The sequence below is a fragment of the Streptococcus oralis genome (assembly GCF_003943395.1).
In the GTDB taxonomy this organism is placed as follows: domain Bacteria; phylum Bacillota; class Bacilli; order Lactobacillales; family Streptococcaceae; genus Streptococcus; species Streptococcus oralis_BF.
This window is the reverse complement of sequence record NZ_RJPJ01000012.1, coordinates 35,149-51,569: the sequence shown is the minus strand read 5'-3', so window position 1 is coordinate 51,569 and position 16,421 is coordinate 35,149. Positions and strand designations below refer to the sequence as shown.

The window sequence follows — 16,421 nt, the reverse complement described above, 5'->3', positions numbered from 1 at the left end:
GGAAGTGTGGCGACACATGTAGCGGACTAATACTAATAGCTCGAGGACTTATCCAAAGTAACTGAGGATACGAAAGCGAAAGGTTTTCTTGGTATTTGATAGATATTCAATTTTGAGTAGGTATTACTCAGAGTTAAGTGACGATAGCCTAGGAGATACACCTGTACCCATGCCGAACACAGTAGTTAAGCCCTAGAACGCCGGAAGTAGTTGGGGGTTGCCCCCTGTGAGATATGGAAGTCGCTTAGCTTTTATCCGCCATAGCTCAGTTGGTAGTAGCGCATGACTGTTAATCATGATGTCGTAGGTTCGAGTCCTACTGGCGGAGTATAGTAAGGAACGCTCTGATGAGCGTTTTTTTTGCTCTTTGTCAACTGTAGCAGGTTGAAGTCAGCTAATATTTGAAGGGAATCAATTTGCTCCCCTCCTTAGCACAGAAATTACAGTGCATTATTTTTCTTATTCGATGTTTTTCAATCTATTTCGCTCTGTAAGGAGAGAAATATGGTACAAAAAGCTCATAGCTTATCTCACACGCTGTGAATATAGAGGAAAGGTCATCTATAATCAATTTTGAAATAGATGACTTTTTCTCTTTTCTTTCAGTATTTTTTATTTTTTTGTTCGTTTAGATTGCTATTTTCACTTTACAGGAATTTTGGACTAAATCTTTTAAATTTTTGATATCCTAATACTATAAAAAAATGAAATGGAGATTATTGAGGATGTTTCAAGATATCTATGAACAAATTATTGAATTTTGTGATGCTGTTGAGCAGGAGTACAATGGGTTATTTGCGGATAAAGCGAAATGGGAAGCCACACATCTTGGTTATTTGCATTATTATTTAATTCGCTATAAAATCACTGATGAAAGAGATTTTATTATCTATCATTTTAGAACATCCTATCGTTTATTTTTAGAAAAATTTGTGATGAAAAGGAATTTTATTTCTAATTGAGTCAAGGTTATTAAAAAACGAACAATAAGCAACTGATGAGATTATATTAACAGTAATTAACAATTATTTCTCTTTAGATATTTTTAAATGGAGAGAATTTCCAGATGTTTCTACGTTGAGTCTTGAAAAAATGATGAAGTTTTATTATAATAAATTGTAAGATATAATTGCAGGTGAAATTCCTGCCATGTATATGAGAAAGGACGAGCTCCTAGTAGCTCAGACGAATTTTATTATGACTTCAGTTGTTGTTGTAGGTACCCAATGGGGTGATGAAGGTAAAGGGAAAATTACAGATTTTCTTTCAGCTAATGCAGAAGTGATTGCTCGTTATCAAGGTGGTGACAATGCTGGTCACACAATTGTGATTGATGGCAAGAAATTTAAGTTGCACTTGATTCCATCTGGAATTTTCTTCCCTGAAAAAATCTCTGTTATTGGGAATGGGATGGTTGTAAACCCTAAATCTCTGGTAAAAGAGTTGACTTATCTTCATGAAGAAGGTGTGACAACAGATAATTTGCGTATTTCGGACCGTGCGCATGTCATTTTGCCTTACCATATTGAGTTGGATCGCTTGCAAGAAGAAGCTAAGGGTGATAATAAGATTGGTACTACAATTAAAGGAATTGGTCCAGCATATATGGATAAGGCTGCTCGTGTGGGAATTCGTATTGCGGATCTTTTGGATAAAGAGATTTTTCGTGAGCGTTTAGAACGCAATCTTGCGGAAAAGAATCGTTTGTTTGAAAAATTATATGATAGCACCCCTATTTCAGTTGATGATATTTTTGAAGAATACTATGAGTATGGTCAACAAATCAAGCAGTATGTGACAGATACATCTGTTATCTTGAATGATGCACTTGATAACGGTAAACGTGTACTTTTTGAAGGTGCACAAGGTGTCATGTTGGACATTGACCAAGGTACTTATCCATTTGTTACTTCTTCAAACCCTGTCGCTGGTGGTGTGACAATCGGTTCTGGTGTTGGTCCAAGTAAGATTGACAAGGTTGTAGGTGTGTGTAAAGCTTATACGAGTCGTGTAGGGGACGGACCTTTCCCAACTGAATTGTTTGATGAAGTGGGAGATCGCATTCGTGAAGTAGGTCATGAATACGGTACAACAACTGGTCGTCCACGTCGTGTGGGTTGGTTTGACTCAGTTGTAATGCGTCACAGCCGCCGTGTATCTGGGATTACCAATCTTTCATTGAACTCTATTGATGTTTTGAGTGGTTTGGATACAGTGAAAATTTGTGTGGCCTATGATCTTGATGGACAACGTATCGATTACTATCCTGCTAGTCTTGAACAGTTGAAACGCTGCAAGCCAATCTACGAGGAATTGCCAGGTTGGTCAGAAGACATCACTGGAGTTCGTAATTTGGAAGATCTTCCTGAGAATGCACGCAACTATGTTCGTCGTGTAAGCGAATTGGTTGGTGTTCGCATTTCGACATTCTCAGTAGGTCCTGGTCGTGAACAAACCAATATTTTAGAAAGTGTTTGGTCATAGGAGATTTTTAAGATTAGTTTAAGACAGGTCGGGTATACTACAGACAGTTACAAGAAGACCTCCTAACTTGTTGTAACAAATATCCTAAACTTTTCTTTTTCATAATAATCTCCCTACTAAGTCACCGCATTCGGTGGCTTTTTTTGTGTTGAGAATCATGATATAATAATAAAATCGAGTAGGAAAAGGGAAAATTGATGGATTATACAGTTGAAGAAAAAGAAGCTTTTATGAGAGAGGCTTTAAGAGAGGCAGAAATTGCTCTGGAACACGATGAAATTCCAATTGGTTGTGTGATTGTCAAGGATGGAGAAATCATTGGCCGTGGGCATAATGCGCGAGAGGAGTTGCAACGGGCGGTTATGCATGCAGAAATCATGGCCATAGAAAATGCGAACGCGAGTGAAGAAAGTTGGCGTCTGCTAGATTGTACGCTTTTTGTGACTATTGAGCCTTGTGTTATGTGTAGTGGGGCGATTGGACTTGCCCGCATTCCAAACGTGGTTTACGGGGCTAAAAATCAGAAATTTGGTGCTGCTGGTAGTTTGTACGATATTTTGACAGATGAGCGTCTCAATCATCGAGTAGAGGTAGAAACGGGAGTTTTGGAGAATGAGTGTGCAGCGATTATGCAGGACTTTTTCCGAAATCGACGGAAAAAATAATTTCTCTTTAAAAACAGAGGAGAATGTGGTATAATAGACAGTGGAGCAACAGTTCTGCGTGAAGCGGGTCAGGGGAGGAATCCAGCAGCCCTAAGCGAGTGTGAATTGTGTGCTCTTTTTTCGTGCTTTTTTCGAATAAATAAGATAAAATAGCCTAGAATAAATGATTATAGAAAAGAGAAAAAGATGAAAATTCGTGGTTTTGAATTGGTTTCGAGTTTTACAGATGAAAATTTGCTACCTAAGCGTGAGACAGCCCATGCAGCTGGTTATGATTTAAAGGTTGCGGAACACACTGTGATTGCTCCAGGAGAGATTGTTCTCGTTCCGACAGGTGTCAAGGCTTACATGCAGCCGACAGAAGTGCTCTATCTCTATGACCGTTCTTCAAACCCTCGTAAGAAGGGCCTAGTCTTGATCAACTCTGTGGGGGTTATTGATGGGGATTATTATGGCAATCCCGGGAATGAGGGACATATTTTTGCGCAGATGAAAAACATTACTGAACAGGAAGTGGTTCTTGAAGTTGGGGAACGTGTGGTTCAGGCTGTCTTTGCACCATTTTTAATCGCAGATGGAGATGAAGCAGATGGCGTGCGGACGGGTGGATTTGGATCGACAGGGCACTAGAATGAAGATTATCTTTATACGTCACGGGGAGCCAGATTACCGTGAGTTAGAGGAACGTTCTTATACAGGTTTTGGGATGGATTTAGCACCTTTATCTGAGAAAGGACGGCAACAAGCTCAGGAACTTTGCCAAAATCCCTTGCTACAATCAGCTAACCTACTAGTGACTTCAGCAGTAACGCGAGCTTTAGAAACGGCTTCTTATGTTTCTTGTGCTACTGGACTTCCTTTGAGAGTGGAGCCTATGTTACACGAATGGCAGGTCTATGAAGCAGGCATAGAAAACTTCGAAAAAGCTAGATGTCTGTTTTTAGAAAACAAGGGGGAGTTACTTCCTAATAGCCCTATTAAATATGAGACAGCTACGGAGATGAAGTCTCGATTTCTAGAATGCATGACTAAGTATCGAGAATATCAGACTGTGGTAGTTGTAGCCCATCGAATGCTCATGCGCCAGTTTGTACCAGACGAGAAGATTGATTTTTGCCAAGTGATTGAATGTGAGGTAGAGATTTAGAAAGAGGTTTATTATCGCAAAGAAAAAAGCGACATTTGTGTGTCAAAATTGTGAATATAATTCACCTAAGTATCTAGGACGCTGTCCCAACTGTGGAGCTTGGTCTTCTTTTGTTGAGGAAATCGAGGTTGCCGAGGTCAAGAATGCGCGTGTGTCCTTGACAGGTGAGAAAACCAAGCCCATGAAACTGGCGGAGGTGACTTCAATCAACGTCAATCGAACCAAGACCGAGATGGAGGAATTTAACCGTGTGCTTGGAGGAGGAGTAGTACCAGGAAGTCTCGTCCTTATCGGGGGGGATCCTGGGATTGGGAAATCAACTCTTCTCCTACAAGTTTCAACTCAGTTGTCTCAAGTGGGTACAGTTCTCTACGTCAGTGGGGAGGAGTCTGCCCAGCAAATCAAGCTACGAGCAGAGCGTTTGGGAGATATCGATAGCGAGTTTTATCTCTATGCAGAGACCAATATGCAGAGTGTTCGTGCTGAGGTGGAGCGCATCCAACCAGACTTTCTCATTATCGACTCCATCCAGACTATCATGTCTCCTGAGATTTCAGGGGTACAGGGGTCTGTTTCTCAGGTGCGTGAGGTGACAGCTGAGCTTATGCAGCTGGCCAAGACTAATAACATTGCCATCTTTATCGTAGGGCATGTGACCAAGGAAGGTACTCTGGCCGGCCCGCGTATGTTGGAGCATATGGTAGATACAGTGCTTTACTTTGAAGGGGAACGCCACCATACCTTCCGTATCTTGAGGGCAGTCAAAAACCGTTTTGGTTCCACTAACGAGATTGGCATCTTTGAGATGCAGTCAGGTGGCTTGGTTGAGGTGCTCAATCCGAGTCAAGTTTTCCTAGAAGAGCGTTTGGATGGAGCGACTGGCTCATCAATCGTGGTGACTATGGAAGGGACCCGTCCGATTTTGGCGGAGGTACAGGCCTTGGTGACACCGACTATGTTTGGAAACGCCAAGCGTACGACGACAGGTCTTGATTTCAATCGTGCGAGTTTGATTATGGCTGTTTTGGAAAAACGTGCGGGGCTTCTCTTGCAAAATCAGGATGCCTATCTCAAATCTGCTGGTGGCGTGAAATTGGATGAGCCTGCCATTGACTTAGCCGTTGCAGTGGCTATTGCCTCTAGTTACAAGGACAAGCCTACCAATCCTCAGGAATGTTTTGTGGGAGAATTGGGCTTGACGGGAGAGATTCGGCGCGTGAATCGTATCGAACAGCGCATCAATGAAGCTGCTAAACTGGGCTTTACTAAGATTTATGTACCTAAGAATTCTTTGACAAGCATTAAACCGCCTCAAGAAATTCAGGTGATCGGAGTGACGACTATTCAGGAAGTTCTGAAAATGGTCTTTGCTTAATCTGTGACAAATCTTCTTAAAAATGATAAGATAGGAGAAATATTTGATTATCAAATTTTTAAGGGGGAAATCGTGTCGTATTTTGAACAGTTTATGCAAGCCAATCAGGCTTATGTTGCCCTACATGGGCAGTTAAATCTGCCACTTAAACCCAAAACCAGAGTAGCCATTGTGACCTGCATGGACTCACGTCTGCACGTCGCGCAAGCTTTAGGTTTAGCACTTGGGGATGCCCATATCCTGCGGAATGCTGGCGGTAGAGTAACAGAGGACATGATTCGTTCGCTGGTGATCTCCCAACAACAAATGGGGACACGTGAAATTGTGGTGCTTCACCATACAGACTGTGGAGCTCAAACCTTTCAAAATGAAAGTTTTCATGAACATTTGAAACACGAGCTCGGAGTTGATGTGTCTGATCAAGATTTTTTACCATTCCAGGATGTTGAAGAGAGTGTGAGAGAGGACATGCAGTTGCTTCGAGAATCTCCACTGATTCCTGATGATGTGGCTATTTCAGGTGCAGTTTACGATGTGGATACAGGGAGTATGACAGAAGTATACTAACTTCATCTCGCAGAATTCTAATCCTAGCATAAGATCGCTATTTCAAATGTAGCGATTTTAATTTTAATATAGCTAATATAATTTAGTAAAAAACAAGAGTACAAATGTCTGCTCTTGTTTTATTTTTGATTGAAAAATAAAGGAAAAAGCGCTACAATGGTAGATGGAAAATGTTGTGTAAAAACAAGTGATACATAAATACCGGAGGAAATCATGTCTTTTTCTGATTTAAAGCTGTTTGCCCTTTCTTCTAATAGAGAATTGGCAGAGCGTGTGGCGCAAGAAATTGGGATAGAGTTGGGGAAATCGACTGTTCGCCAATTTTCAGATGGGGAGATTCAGGTCAACATTGAAGAATCAATCCGTGGAAAACACGTCTTTATCCTACAATCAACGAGCTCACCTGTAAATGACAATCTGCTCGAAATTTTGATCATGGTAGATGCCTTGAAGCGGGCTAGTGCAGAATCTGTCAATGTTGTTATGCCTTACTATGGCTATGCACGTCAGGATAGAAAGGCGCGCGCGCGTGAGCCAATCACTGCAAAACTTGTGGCAAATATGCTAGAAGTGGCTGGTGTGGATCGTTTGTTGACGATTGATTTGCACGCTGCGCAGATTCAGGGATTCTTTGATATTCCTGTAGATCACTTGATGGGCGCTCCATTGATTGCGGACTATTTTGAACGTCGTGGCATGGTTGGCTCCGACTACGTGGTTGTCAGCCCAGACCATGGTGGGGTGACTCGTGCTCGTAAATTGGCAGAGTTTTTGAAAACTCCGATTGCGATCATTGACAAACGTCGTAGTGTAGACAAGATGAACACCAGCGAAGTGATGAACATTATCGGTAAGGTAGAAGGTAAGACTTGTATCTTGATTGACGACATGATTGATACAGCTGGAACCATTTGTCATGCAGCGGATGCTCTTGCTGAAGCAGGTGCTGTTGAAGTTTACGCAAGCTGTACGCACCCCGTTCTTTCAGGACCAGCTATGGACAATATCCAAAAATCAGCTATTGAAAAATTGGTTGTTTTGGATACTATCTACCTACCAGAAGAGCGTTTGATTGATAAGATTGAACAAATTTCGATTGCTCATCTTTTGGGTGATGCTATTATCCGTATCCACGAAAAACGTCCTCTTTCTCCTTTGTTTAGTATAGAAAAAACTATTTAAATCTCGTATCTGAAGGTCTATGAGCTTTCAAAAGTAGAGAAATTATCCTTAGATAGTGATGAAGTGTCGTTTTCAGAGGTAATGATTAGGGAGAAATTGCCAAAAATGTTCGTTTTTTAGCCATTTATATCAACTATTGCTAGTAAGAAAGTCGCTTGCACAGCTTGTGCAGGGAAATTTTTCTTCATTTTATTAGATTTTTTCAAAAAAATTTTTAAAAATACTTGACAACCGCCGTATATATGATATAATTTTAGGTAATAGGGCTTGTCCTTATAAATTAACTATGACTTTAAAAAGGAGATAAAACAATGAAAAAAGTTTTATTATCATCAGTAGCAGCACTTGCGGTATTTTCTGCAGCAGCTCCAGCTTTTGCCCAAGGTGAAAACCCAAATTCTTCTAACCAATTGATCCAAAAGAAATATGTTTCTGAACGTGACATTGCAGATCAAGCTAATGCTTATGTAAATGAACATCCAGAAACTGTTGCAGAAATGGTTGAGAAAGAACCTTCAGTAATCGCAGCTCGTGCAGCTCTTGCTAAAGCTGAAGCAATCGTTGGTCATACGCATGAAAAAGCTGTAGCAGCAGCTAAAGCTAACCTTGATGAGGTTTTGGCTGATGCAACAAATGTACAACGTAATCGTGCTATCCAATACCTTCAAGAACAATACCGTGCAGCAGCTAAAGCTCAAGGTAACTACTGGAACGACCCAACTGGTGTTGAAGATAACAAACCAAACGATGTTCGTAAGGCTGAAGACCAAGCTAACCAAACTGGTAAAGCTGCTGATAACAGCAACAAACCAGCTGCTACTCCAGAACCAGGTAAACCAGGTGCTGTAGATCAAGCTAAAAAAGCTGGCGATGCAGCTAAAAAAGCTGGTGTAGAAGCTAAAGCTGGTCAAAAAGCTCTTCCAAAAACACACGCTGCTAAATAATTCATTTATTTGATGAAGTAGCCTATCACTGAAACTTCGTTTCAGTGATTTTTTTGGTAAAAATAGGATAGATGAAGGAGAAAAGATGAGTAGACGTTCTAAGAAAAAGAAATCATCCCTTTGGAAAATTATTGCTTCCATAGTTACAGTAGCTCTCGTTGCAGTTGGTGGTTATTTTATCATTAACAGCCTTTCAACTCCGAAAGAACCGACTAACGAGCCAAAAGTTACTCAGGAAACTAAAAAACCAGCCTATACAGCTAGTGCAGAAGAAAAAGAATACCTTTCAAATAAATTTAAGGGCTTAACTTCGACCAACTCGGAGACAATCGCTTATGTCTATGCTCCTGGTACACAGTTAGATGAGCCTGTTGTTCAAACAAAGGACAATGAGACCTACCTCAATAAAACCTTTGAAGGGGAAAATGTGCCTTATCTAGGTGCTGTATTTATGGATACGGACAATAAGAAAGATTTTAGCGATCGCTTGACATGGTTGTTTGCTCATGCCAGAGGAAGCAAGCTCGGTGACCATCGTATGTTTAATGATGTGAACTATTATAGCCGCCAAGACTATTTTGATGAGCATCCTTATGTTGTTATCGAAACACCTGAGAGAAAGTTCTATTATGAAGCTGTTGCAATGATCATTGTACCAGAAGAGACAGCTTTCTATCGTACTAGTTTTGATGATGATAAAGATTTTGAAAAACAGTTAACCACTATTTACGATACAGCAGAGGTGAAGAAACCTAATGTGAAAGTATCTGCTAAGGATAAGTACCTTGTTCTTTCTACTTGTCGTGAAGAAGATGATACCATTCGTGCCAATCTCTATCTTCGTCAAATTCCTGACTCAGAGATGAGTGAGTTTGTCAAAAAACATGGAGAGAAATTGACTTATAAACCAACCAGATCATAAAACCAAATCCTCCTAAAGTCAGATAAGATGATTTTAAGAGGATTTTTTGGTTTTGTAGATAGTTTGTAGCAAAATCCTGCAAGCCTTTTCAAAATATGCTATACTGATGGAAAAGGAGGATTTCTATGAGCCAAGAATTTATCAATCCAAGTGATGGTGTGGTACGTCAGTATCTTGCAACTAGTAAAACGTTAGCAGTAGTAGGCTTGTCCGATCGTGAAGAAACAACTAGCAATCGAGTGACTAAGGAAATGCAGGCTCGGGGCTATAAAATCATTCCAGTCAATCCCAAGGCTGCAGGTGGCGAAATCTTGGGAGAAAAGGCCTATTCAAGCCTAGCTGAGATTCCTTTTCCTGTCGATATTGTCAATGTATACCGACGTAGCGAGTTTTTACCAGATGTGGTGCGTGATTTTCTCAAGGCTGATGCTAAGATTTTCTGGGCACAACTGGGACTTGAAAGCCTAGAAGCAGAAGAAATCTTGCGTGCTGGAGGATGCGACGACATCGTAATGAATCGTTGTATTAAGAGAGAACATACACGCTTAATTCTTGAGCAATAAAAAGGTAGCCATGAGCTACCTTTTGTGTTAGAAAATACCAATCAATGCTTGCATGCCAAGACTGGTGAGGATGATGGCAATCCAGCAAAGGGCTCCAAGAAGAATGGATTTACCGCTGGATTTGACCATGGCTACTAGATTTGTTTTGAGACCGATGGCACTCATAGCCATGATAATGAGAAATTTGGAGAGTTGTTTGAGAGGGGTAAAGAAGCTACTGGACACACCGAGAGAGGTAAGGAGAGTCGTTAAGAGAGAGGCTAGGATGAAATAAAGGATAAAAAGTGGGAAGACCTTTTTTAGTTGGAAATCTTGGCTGTTTTTTTGCTGGTAACTTTGCCAGTAGGAGAGAAAGAGCGTGATAGGAATAATGGCAAGGGTGCGTGTGAGTTTAACAATGGTTGCAGACTCAAGGGTATTGGTCTGGTAGAGACTGTCCCAGGCGCTGGCTGTGGCCGTTACAGAAGAAGTATCATTGACCGCAGTTCCTGCAAAGAGGGCGAATCCTTCATTGGATAGGTGAAGCCAGGTTCCTAGAGTTGGAAAGATGAGTGCAGCTAAGACATTGAAGAAAAAGATAACGGAAATGGCTTGGGCGACTTCTTTTTCCTTGGCATGGATAACGGGCGCTGTCGCAGCAATGGCAGAGCCACCGCAGATAGAAGAACCCACTCCAATCAAGGTAGCCAGTTTAGTATCCAAAGCAAAAAAGCGCTGGAAGAGGTAGGCGACAATCAAGGAAATCGAAATGGTGGAGAGGATAACAGGGAGCGAAGATTGCCCGACCGCGAAGACTTGCGAGATATTGAGACCAAAACCGAGTAAGATAACGGCATATTGAAGTAATTTCTTGGAACTAAAGGTCAAGCCAGCATCCAGTTGCTTGTAGGAAGAGAGAAAAGGATGGAGGAGCATCCCAGCAAAAATTGCAAAGACAGGTGCACCCACGATGGGGAAAAATCCTCCCAGGAACCAAGATATGAAAGAAATGAGAAGGCAGATTAAGATTCCTGCCCCATTTTTTGATAAAAATGACATATAAACCTCCGAAAATAAGCACTTATTATTATAGTCCTGTTGTGAAGAAAAGTAAAACAGAAAGTGAAAAATGCGGGTTTCAGATGGATTTTGCGGTCAGGGAGCTTTTGTAGTATAATAGTACTATGTTCTGTAAGCAAGGGGGATATCTATGGACTTAACCAAGCGCTTTAATAAACAGTTAGATAAGATTCAAGTGTCCTTGATTCGCCAGTTTGACCAGGCTATTTCAGAGATTCCTGGGGTCTTGCGTTTAACCTTGGGGGAACCTGATTTTACAACGCCAGATCATATCAAGGAGGCAGCCAAGCGGGCCATTGACCAGAACCAATCCTACTATACAGGGATGAGCGGTTTACTGACCTTGCGCCAGGCTGCTAGCGACTTTGTAAAAGAAAAATACCAGCTAGATTATAATCCTGAAAATGAAATCTTGGTTACAATTGGGGCAACAGAGGCTTTATCTGCTACTTTGACAGCTATTTTGGAAGAGGGGGACAAGGTGCTCTTGCCAGCTCCTGCTTATCCAGGATATGAGCCGATTGTCAATCTAGTTGGGGCAGAGATTGTCGAGATTGATACGACTGAAAATGGGTTTGTCTTGACTCCTGAGATGTTGGAAAAGGCCATTTTGGAGCAAGGGGACAAGCTCAAAGCAGTTATTCTCAACTATCCAGCCAATCCGACAGGAATTACCTATAGTCGGGAGCAGTTGGAAGCCTTGGCAGACGTTTTACGCAAGTATGAGATTTTTGTTATCTGTGATGAGGTTTACTCAGAATTAACCTATACAGGCGAAGCCCATGTATCTCTGGGAACTATGCTGAGAGACCAGGCTATTATTATTAATGGCTTGTCTAAATCGCATGCTATGACTGGTTGGCGTTTAGGCTTTATCTTTGCTCCTGAAGCTTTCACAGCTCAGTTAATCAAGAGTCACCAATATTTGGTTACTGCGGCAAACACCATGGCCCAACATGCTGCGGTGGAGGCTTTGACCGCTGGTAAAAACGACGCAGAGCCTATGAAGAAGGAATACATCCAGCGTCGAGATTATATCATCGAAAAGATGACTGCTCTTGGTTTTGAGATTATCAAACCAGACGGTGCTTTCTATATCTTTGCTAAGATTCCAGCGGGCTACAATCAAGATTCCTTTGCTTTTCTGAAGGATTTTGCTCAGAAGAAAGCCGTTGCCTTTATCCCGGGTGTTGCCTTTGGTCGCTACGGAGAAGGCTATGTTCGCCTGTCTTATGCGGCCAGCATGGAAACAATCAGAGAGGCCATGAAACGACTTGAGGAGTACATGAGAGAAGCATGATTCAGTCTATCACGAGTCAAGGTCTCGTACTCTACAATCGTAACTTTCGGGAGGATGATAAGCTAGTCAAAATCTTCACCGAGCAGGCTGGTAAGCGCATGTTTTTCGTCAAACACGCTGGTCAATCTAAACTAGCTCCGGTTATTCAGCCCTTGGTGTTGGCACGATTTCTCTTGCGAATCAATGATGACGGCCTTAGCTACATCGAGGACTACCATGAGGTGATGACCTTTCCCAAGATCAATAGTGATCTCTTTGTCATGGCTTATGCGACCTATGTTGCTGCCCTTGCAGATGCTAGTTTACAGGATAATCAGCAGGATGCTCCCTTGTTTGCTTTTTTGCAAAAGACTTTGGAGTTGATGGAAGCAGGCATAGATTATCAGGTTTTAACCAATATTTTTGAAATTCAAATCTTGACTCGATTTGGAATCAGCCTTAATTTTAATGAGTGTGTCTTTTGCCATCGGGTGGGACAAGCGTTTGACTTTTCTTTCAAATATGGAGCCTGCCTTTGCCCAGAGCATTATCATGAGGATGAGAGACGTTGCCATCTCAATCCCAATATTCCTTATCTACTCAACCAATTCCAAGCTATTGATTTTGAAACCTTGGAGACTATTTCGCTTAAGGCAGAAATCAAGCAAGACTTACGCAAGTTTATAGACCAAATCTACGAAGAGTATGTTGGAATTCACCTAAAATCAAAGAAATTTATTGATTCCCTAGCAGACTGGGGACAATTACTAAAAGAGGAAGACAAATGAAAAAAATCGCAGTAGATGCTATGGGGGGCGATTACGCACCTCAAGCCATCGTTGAGGGTGTCAATCAAGCCCTGGCTGACTTTTCAGATATTGAGATTCAACTTTATGGAGATGAAAGCAAAATCAAGCAATATCTAACAGCGATAGAGCGCGTCAGCATTATCCATACGGATGAGAAAATTAACTCAGACGATGAGCCGACAAAAGCAATCCGTAAGAAGAAAAATGCCAGCATGTTATTGGCAGCCAAGGCTGTCAAAGAGGGTGAAGCAGACGCTGTTCTCTCGGCTGGGAATACAGGTGCTTTGTTGGCAGCAGGATTCTTCATCGTGGGTCGTATTAAGAACATTGACCGTCCTGGGCTTATGTCGACCTTGCCGACCATTGATGGGAAAGGTTTTGACATGCTGGATCTCGGTGCTAATGCGGAGAATACAGCCCAGCACCTCCATCAATACGCGGTTCTAGGTTCCTTTTATGCTAAAAATGTCCGCGGAATTACGCAACCACGTGTTGGTTTGCTCAACAATGGAACAGAAAGCAGCAAGGGAGACCCGCTTCGTAAGGAAACTTATGACTTACTAGCGGCTGATGAAAGCTTGAATTTTGTCGGAAACGTGGAAGCGCGTGATTTGATGAATGGTGTTGCGGATGTTGTCGTAACAGATGGTTTCACGGGAAACGCTGTTCTTAAATCCATCGAAGGGACCGCTATGGGAATCATGGGCTTGCTTAAGACAGCTATTACAGGTGGTGGCCTTCGAGCGAAACTAGGTGCTCTTCTTCTTAAGGATAGCCTTAGAGGTTTGAAAACACAGCTTAACTATTCAGATGTTGGTGGGGCAGTCTTGTTTGGTGTCAAGGCGCCAGTTGTAAAAACTCATGGCTCAAGTGATGCCAAGGCTGTGTACAGTACGATTCGTCAGATTCGTACCATGCTAGAAACAGACGTAGTTGCTCAGACTGCGCGTGAATTTTCAGGAGGATAAAAGATGACAGAAAAAGAAATTTTTGACCGTATTGTAACCATTATCCAAGAGCGACAGGGAGAGGACTTTGTCGTAACAGAGGCCTTGAGTTTGAAAGATGACCTAGATGCGGACTCGGTGGACTTGATGGAGTTCGTCTTGACACTAGAAGATGAATTTGGTATCGAGATCAGCGATGAGGAAATTGACCAATTGCAAAGTGTAGCGGATGTGGTCAGAACTATTAAAGGTAAGATATAGCAAAAAACAACATGCAAGTCATGTTGTTTTTTTGTTTGCAGAAAAAAGAAAAACGTTAAAATTTTTTGTGGAAATTGCGAATATAGAGATGAGACAGAAAAAAGGAGGACAGTTCATGTACATGCCAATCTTGTATCCATGGTTCATTAAGTGGTTTTTAAAATAAAAATGAAATAGTTGTTCATTTTCGAATTGTTTTTCGAATAGATAGGTAAGGAAAAAGGAAGGAGACTACGCGATGCATTTACCAATCTTATTGCCATGGTTTATCAAATGGTATTTAAAATAAATGAAATTTACCTGTTTATTTTAAATCACTTCTCGAATAGATAAGTGAGAAGAAAAGGAAGGAGAGAAGAAAAAGATTTCAGTAATTTATCCAATCTGGATTTTAAAATGGTTTAAGATTTAGAAGTCGTAAACTAAAAAATAGAAATAAAGGAGAAAAAAGATGACAAACTTTGACAAAATGGAACAGAACTTTGTAGCTCTTACTGAAGAAGAGTTGATGGATGTGGATGGGGGATTGATTATTACAGCAGCTGGAATTATTTTAGCAGGAAAAGTAGCAGGTGCTGTAGTTACAATTGGAGGAGCTCTTTATGGAGCAGGATATGCTATTGGAAAAGCATTGCGACCTTAATATGATTAGAAAGGAGGCTTAGCAATGAAACAATTTCAAGAATTATCTTTTCAAGAACTTGAAGAGGTTCAAGGTGGTGTTATTACATTAACGATAGGTACGGTAGTACTTGTAGGCTGGAAAGCAGCAGCAGCTTATGGTGCAGCTGCTACTTTAGCAGGAGGCACATTTGGATTGGGAGTCTATAATGGGTATAGAGGGCGTTAGATTATGAACAATCGGAACATTAATCTCAACACACTCTTACCTAAATTAGCCACTGTATTTCCTTTGTTGGCAATCGGCCTGCATCTCGCGCTTCATCTGATTCGTACAGGTTCATTAGTATCCTTTAATTGGCAGTGGACTGTAGTTGGTTTGCTTGCCTCAGGCTATTTTGGTATTTTTTGCAAAGATCTGTCAAAAGATAATCAAAACTATAAATGATGAATCTGAATGAAAAGGATTTTGTGCATGTGAATGGCGGAGTTTTTCCGCCTTTCTTATCAGGTAAATAGGAGTCTGCTATGAAAAAAATCTTATTAGGATTTGCTGAGGGGTATTTTACCGTATCACTCATTATCTACATCGCAACGTATTTGATTATGAAAAATCCGATCAATACCTTGTTTTATCCAGAAACCTATCCAATTCTGCTTGGTCTGTTTTATCTAGGATACAAGTACAAAACAAAAGAAAGTACGATTGGAAATTGATGGACCGTCAGATTGGAGTTTGGGATGAAAGTTGTTCAATTACTACGAAAAGCTTGGCCAGAGGTTACTGTATTGTTTAGCTCTATGGCTTATCTAATTATTAGAATCATGGCTGATGTAAACAAAATAAATCTACCTACATGGTTTGAACATTCTGATATACCTACGACTTCATTATTCTTGATGACCTTTATCTTACTTTATAGAAGTGAAGAAAAAGATAACAAACGATGACAACATGAGTCGGATTTCTGTAGCTCCAGCATAAAAGCAATCTTGGAGTGTTAGACCAATGAACCATAATCTGTATTTAGTGAGGAAGGTATCCGTATATTAAAAAAGAAGTGATCTTATTAGGGGGACTCCTACTAGTACGCATTGTACTTTCTATCCTTCAAGTTTTAATGGACTATAAGCTATTACCAGGAAAGTATAGTGTAAATTTCATGGGAGTTTCAGACCTGTTTTCCTATCCTATACCTCTTTTAATTATTTATATAGCGGTGAAAAATCATACCATCCAGAAAAGAACGGATAAAGAAAAGAATGAGGACCGAAATGAATAAGATTTTAAAATCCTTTATTGTATTTGTTTTTCTATTTTTAATGAATATTTTCGTCTTTACGATACTAGCAACTCTTGGATTTCAGGTAACAATGAGTGAAAGTAGTTATATGGTGCCCCCTGTGTTTGCTTTTATCGTTTTATACACCATTCACAAAAGAAGTGGGAAAGGTAAGAAATCTCTGTAATTGAATGTTCTAGGCAGGACTCTTGTTCTGCCTATTTGCTTTGGCTAAAAGTGCTGTTCAGGTATGAATATTGTTTTTTCAGAAATAATTTTCCGATTTCTTCTTTGTTTGGTTAAAATAATCTTA

The 16,421-nt window shown here is 40.8% G+C and carries 22 protein-coding genes, 1 tRNA gene, 1 rRNA gene and 1 other RNA gene; 24 read left to right on the top strand and 1 reads right to left on the bottom strand.

The genetic code is table 11. The features are described 5' to 3' along the window. The first annotated feature begins 133 nt into the window (after positions 1 to 133). From rrf to D8802_RS09025, 14 genes are all read left to right on the top strand, one after another. A 5S ribosomal RNA gene (rrf, locus tag D8802_RS09090) occupies positions 134 to 249 on the top strand. Between the two features lie 5 nt (positions 250 to 254). After that, positions 255 to 328, top strand: a tRNA-Asn gene (locus D8802_RS09085). A gap of 397 nt (positions 329 to 725) precedes the next feature. Continuing rightward, positions 726 to 962: a sigma(X)-activator ComW gene (gene comW, locus D8802_RS09080; protein ID WP_125395614.1), complete on the top strand. Its 237-nt coding sequence runs from the start codon at positions 726 to 728 to the stop codon at positions 960 to 962. A gap of 235 nt (positions 963 to 1,197) precedes the next feature. Next, positions 1,198 to 2,484 carry an adenylosuccinate synthase gene (locus D8802_RS09075; protein ID WP_125395613.1) on the top strand — a complete coding sequence of 429 codons (1,287 nt, stop codon included), beginning with the start codon at positions 1,198 to 1,200 and terminating at the stop codon, positions 2,482 to 2,484. Positions 2,485 to 2,681: 197 nt separating this feature from the next. Then, complete coding sequence (tadA, locus tag D8802_RS09070; RefSeq protein WP_125395612.1) at positions 2,682 to 3,149, top strand: tRNA adenosine(34) deaminase TadA; 468 nt, start codon at positions 2,682 to 2,684, stop codon at positions 3,147 to 3,149. A gap of 32 nt (positions 3,150 to 3,181) precedes the next feature. Then, positions 3,182 to 3,281, top strand: an RNA gene (gene ffs, locus D8802_RS09065) — signal recognition particle sRNA small type. A 54-nt stretch (positions 3,282 to 3,335) separates the two neighbouring features. Beyond that, the gene (locus D8802_RS09060; protein ID WP_125395611.1) at positions 3,336 to 3,779 is read left to right on the top strand and encodes a dUTP diphosphatase; all 444 of its coding nucleotides are present in this window, start codon (positions 3,336 to 3,338) and stop codon (positions 3,777 to 3,779) included. Then, positions 3,739 to 4,296: a histidine phosphatase family protein gene (locus tag D8802_RS09055; RefSeq protein WP_125395610.1), complete on the top strand. Its 558-nt coding sequence runs from the start codon at positions 3,739 to 3,741 to the stop codon at positions 4,294 to 4,296. The genes D8802_RS09060 and D8802_RS09055 overlap by 41 nt, the downstream gene beginning before the upstream one ends. Positions 4,297 to 4,309: 13 nt before the next feature. Further along, positions 4,310 to 5,671 (top strand): DNA repair protein RadA, encoded by a 1,362-nt coding sequence (gene radA, locus D8802_RS09050; RefSeq protein ID WP_125395609.1) that lies wholly within the window; start codon positions 4,310 to 4,312, stop codon positions 5,669 to 5,671. Positions 5,672 to 5,743: 72 nt separating this feature from the next. Then, a complete protein-coding gene (locus D8802_RS09045) occupies positions 5,744 to 6,238 on the top strand; it encodes a beta-class carbonic anhydrase (protein WP_185758222.1) in 495 nt (164 codons plus the stop codon). 213 nt (positions 6,239 to 6,451) lie between these two features. Further along, the gene (locus tag D8802_RS09040) at positions 6,452 to 7,420 is read left to right on the top strand and encodes a ribose-phosphate diphosphokinase (RefSeq protein WP_125395607.1); all 969 of its coding nucleotides are present in this window, start codon (positions 6,452 to 6,454) and stop codon (positions 7,418 to 7,420) included. 311 nt (positions 7,421 to 7,731) lie between these two features. Next, entirely contained in the window at positions 7,732 to 8,364 is a 633-nt protein-coding gene (gene abpA / locus D8802_RS09035; protein WP_125395606.1) for an amylase-binding adhesin AbpA, read from the top strand. Between the two features lie 85 nt (positions 8,365 to 8,449). Beyond that, a complete protein-coding gene (gene srtB, locus D8802_RS09030; RefSeq protein WP_125395605.1) occupies positions 8,450 to 9,286 on the top strand; it encodes a class B sortase, LPKTxAVK-specific in 837 nt (278 codons plus the stop codon). Between the two features lie 125 nt (positions 9,287 to 9,411). After that, the gene (locus D8802_RS09025) at positions 9,412 to 9,849 is read left to right on the top strand and encodes a CoA-binding protein (protein ID WP_125395604.1); all 438 of its coding nucleotides are present in this window, start codon (positions 9,412 to 9,414) and stop codon (positions 9,847 to 9,849) included. Between the two features lie 27 nt (positions 9,850 to 9,876). On the opposite strand, the gene D8802_RS09020 is transcribed toward D8802_RS09025, so the two are convergent. Continuing rightward, a complete protein-coding gene (locus D8802_RS09020) occupies positions 9,877 to 10,887 on the bottom strand; it encodes a YeiH family protein (protein WP_125395603.1) in 1,011 nt (336 codons plus the stop codon). Positions 10,888 to 11,038: 151 nt separating this feature from the next. Here D8802_RS09020 and D8802_RS09015 point away from each other — a divergent pair, with 151 nt between their 5' ends. From D8802_RS09015 to D8802_RS10380, 10 genes are all read left to right on the top strand, one after another. Beyond that, complete coding sequence (locus tag D8802_RS09015) at positions 11,039 to 12,208, top strand: pyridoxal phosphate-dependent aminotransferase (protein WP_125395602.1); 1,170 nt, start codon at positions 11,039 to 11,041, stop codon at positions 12,206 to 12,208. After that, the gene (gene recO / locus D8802_RS09010) at positions 12,205 to 12,975 is read left to right on the top strand and encodes a DNA repair protein RecO (RefSeq protein WP_125395601.1); all 771 of its coding nucleotides are present in this window, start codon (positions 12,205 to 12,207) and stop codon (positions 12,973 to 12,975) included. Before D8802_RS09015 ends, recO begins: the two co-directional genes overlap by 4 nt. After that, positions 12,972 to 13,964 carry a phosphate acyltransferase PlsX gene (plsX, locus tag D8802_RS09005; RefSeq protein WP_125395600.1) on the top strand — a complete coding sequence of 331 codons (993 nt, stop codon included), beginning with the start codon at positions 12,972 to 12,974 and terminating at the stop codon, positions 13,962 to 13,964. The genes recO and plsX overlap by 4 nt, the downstream gene beginning before the upstream one ends. Before the next feature lie 3 nt (positions 13,965 to 13,967). After that, the gene (locus tag D8802_RS09000; RefSeq protein ID WP_000136440.1) at positions 13,968 to 14,204 is read left to right on the top strand and encodes an acyl carrier protein; all 237 of its coding nucleotides are present in this window, start codon (positions 13,968 to 13,970) and stop codon (positions 14,202 to 14,204) included. A 451-nt stretch (positions 14,205 to 14,655) separates the two neighbouring features. Beyond that, positions 14,656 to 14,847, top strand: a complete 192-nt coding sequence (locus tag D8802_RS08995; RefSeq protein WP_000180821.1) for a class IIb bacteriocin, lactobin A/cerein 7B family — start codon at positions 14,656 to 14,658, stop codon at positions 14,845 to 14,847. Positions 14,848 to 14,871: 24 nt separating this feature from the next. Next, a complete protein-coding gene (locus D8802_RS08990; RefSeq protein WP_125395599.1) occupies positions 14,872 to 15,054 on the top strand; it encodes a class IIb bacteriocin, lactobin A/cerein 7B family in 183 nt (60 codons plus the stop codon). Between the two features lie 3 nt (positions 15,055 to 15,057). Beyond that, on the top strand, positions 15,058 to 15,273 hold the full coding sequence (locus D8802_RS10385) for a bacteriocin immunity protein (RefSeq protein ID WP_125395598.1): 216 nt from the start codon (positions 15,058 to 15,060) through the stop codon (positions 15,271 to 15,273). Between the two features lie 80 nt (positions 15,274 to 15,353). Beyond that, entirely contained in the window at positions 15,354 to 15,542 is a 189-nt protein-coding gene (locus D8802_RS08980) for a hypothetical protein (RefSeq protein ID WP_125395597.1), read from the top strand. A gap of 24 nt (positions 15,543 to 15,566) precedes the next feature. Beyond that, the gene (locus D8802_RS08975) at positions 15,567 to 15,776 is read left to right on the top strand and encodes a bacteriocin immunity protein (protein ID WP_125395596.1); all 210 of its coding nucleotides are present in this window, start codon (positions 15,567 to 15,569) and stop codon (positions 15,774 to 15,776) included. A gap of 324 nt (positions 15,777 to 16,100) precedes the next feature. Continuing rightward, positions 16,101 to 16,295 (top strand): hypothetical protein, encoded by a 195-nt coding sequence (locus tag D8802_RS10380; RefSeq protein ID WP_125395595.1) that lies wholly within the window; start codon positions 16,101 to 16,103, stop codon positions 16,293 to 16,295. Positions 16,296 to 16,421 lie beyond the last annotated feature (126 nt).

Excerpts from the sequence above, each read along its gene's own strand:
- recO (WP_125395601.1), top strand. The coding sequence starts at position 12,205 with ATGATTCAGTCTATCACGAGTCAAGGTCTCGTACTCTACAATCGTAAC.
- D8802_RS08990 (WP_125395599.1), top strand. The coding sequence starts at position 14,872 with ATGAAACAATTTCAAGAATTATCTTTTCAAGAACTTGAAGAGGTTCAA.
- D8802_RS09055 (WP_125395610.1), top strand. The coding sequence starts at position 3,739 with ATGGCGTGCGGACGGGTGGATTTGGATCGACAGGGCACTAGAATGAAG.
- D8802_RS09020 (WP_125395603.1), bottom strand. The coding sequence starts at position 10,887 with ATGTCATTTTTATCAAAAAATGGGGCAGGAATCTTAATCTGCCTTCTC.
- D8802_RS10380 (WP_125395595.1), top strand. The coding sequence starts at position 16,101 with ATGAATAAGATTTTAAAATCCTTTATTGTATTTGTTTTTCTATTTTTA.
- srtB (WP_125395605.1), top strand. The coding sequence starts at position 8,450 with ATGAGTAGACGTTCTAAGAAAAAGAAATCATCCCTTTGGAAAATTATT.
- D8802_RS09000 (WP_000136440.1), top strand. The coding sequence starts at position 13,968 with ATGACAGAAAAAGAAATTTTTGACCGTATTGTAACCATTATCCAAGAG.
- tadA (WP_125395612.1), top strand. The coding sequence starts at position 2,682 with ATGGATTATACAGTTGAAGAAAAAGAAGCTTTTATGAGAGAGGCTTTA.
- D8802_RS10385 (WP_125395598.1), top strand. The coding sequence starts at position 15,058 with ATGAACAATCGGAACATTAATCTCAACACACTCTTACCTAAATTAGCC.
- D8802_RS08995 (WP_000180821.1), top strand. The coding sequence starts at position 14,656 with ATGACAAACTTTGACAAAATGGAACAGAACTTTGTAGCTCTTACTGAA.
- plsX (WP_125395600.1), top strand. The coding sequence starts at position 12,972 with ATGAAAAAAATCGCAGTAGATGCTATGGGGGGCGATTACGCACCTCAA.
- D8802_RS09025 (WP_125395604.1), top strand. The coding sequence starts at position 9,412 with ATGAGCCAAGAATTTATCAATCCAAGTGATGGTGTGGTACGTCAGTAT.
- D8802_RS09075 (WP_125395613.1), top strand. The coding sequence starts at position 1,198 with ATGACTTCAGTTGTTGTTGTAGGTACCCAATGGGGTGATGAAGGTAAA.
- D8802_RS08980 (WP_125395597.1), top strand. The coding sequence starts at position 15,354 with ATGAAAAAAATCTTATTAGGATTTGCTGAGGGGTATTTTACCGTATCA.
- comW (WP_125395614.1), top strand. The coding sequence starts at position 726 with ATGTTTCAAGATATCTATGAACAAATTATTGAATTTTGTGATGCTGTT.
- abpA (WP_125395606.1), top strand. The coding sequence starts at position 7,732 with ATGAAAAAAGTTTTATTATCATCAGTAGCAGCACTTGCGGTATTTTCT.
- D8802_RS09060 (WP_125395611.1), top strand. The coding sequence starts at position 3,336 with ATGAAAATTCGTGGTTTTGAATTGGTTTCGAGTTTTACAGATGAAAAT.
- D8802_RS09015 (WP_125395602.1), top strand. The coding sequence starts at position 11,039 with ATGGACTTAACCAAGCGCTTTAATAAACAGTTAGATAAGATTCAAGTG.
- D8802_RS08975 (WP_125395596.1), top strand. The coding sequence starts at position 15,567 with ATGAAAGTTGTTCAATTACTACGAAAAGCTTGGCCAGAGGTTACTGTA.
- D8802_RS09040 (WP_125395607.1), top strand. The coding sequence starts at position 6,452 with ATGTCTTTTTCTGATTTAAAGCTGTTTGCCCTTTCTTCTAATAGAGAA.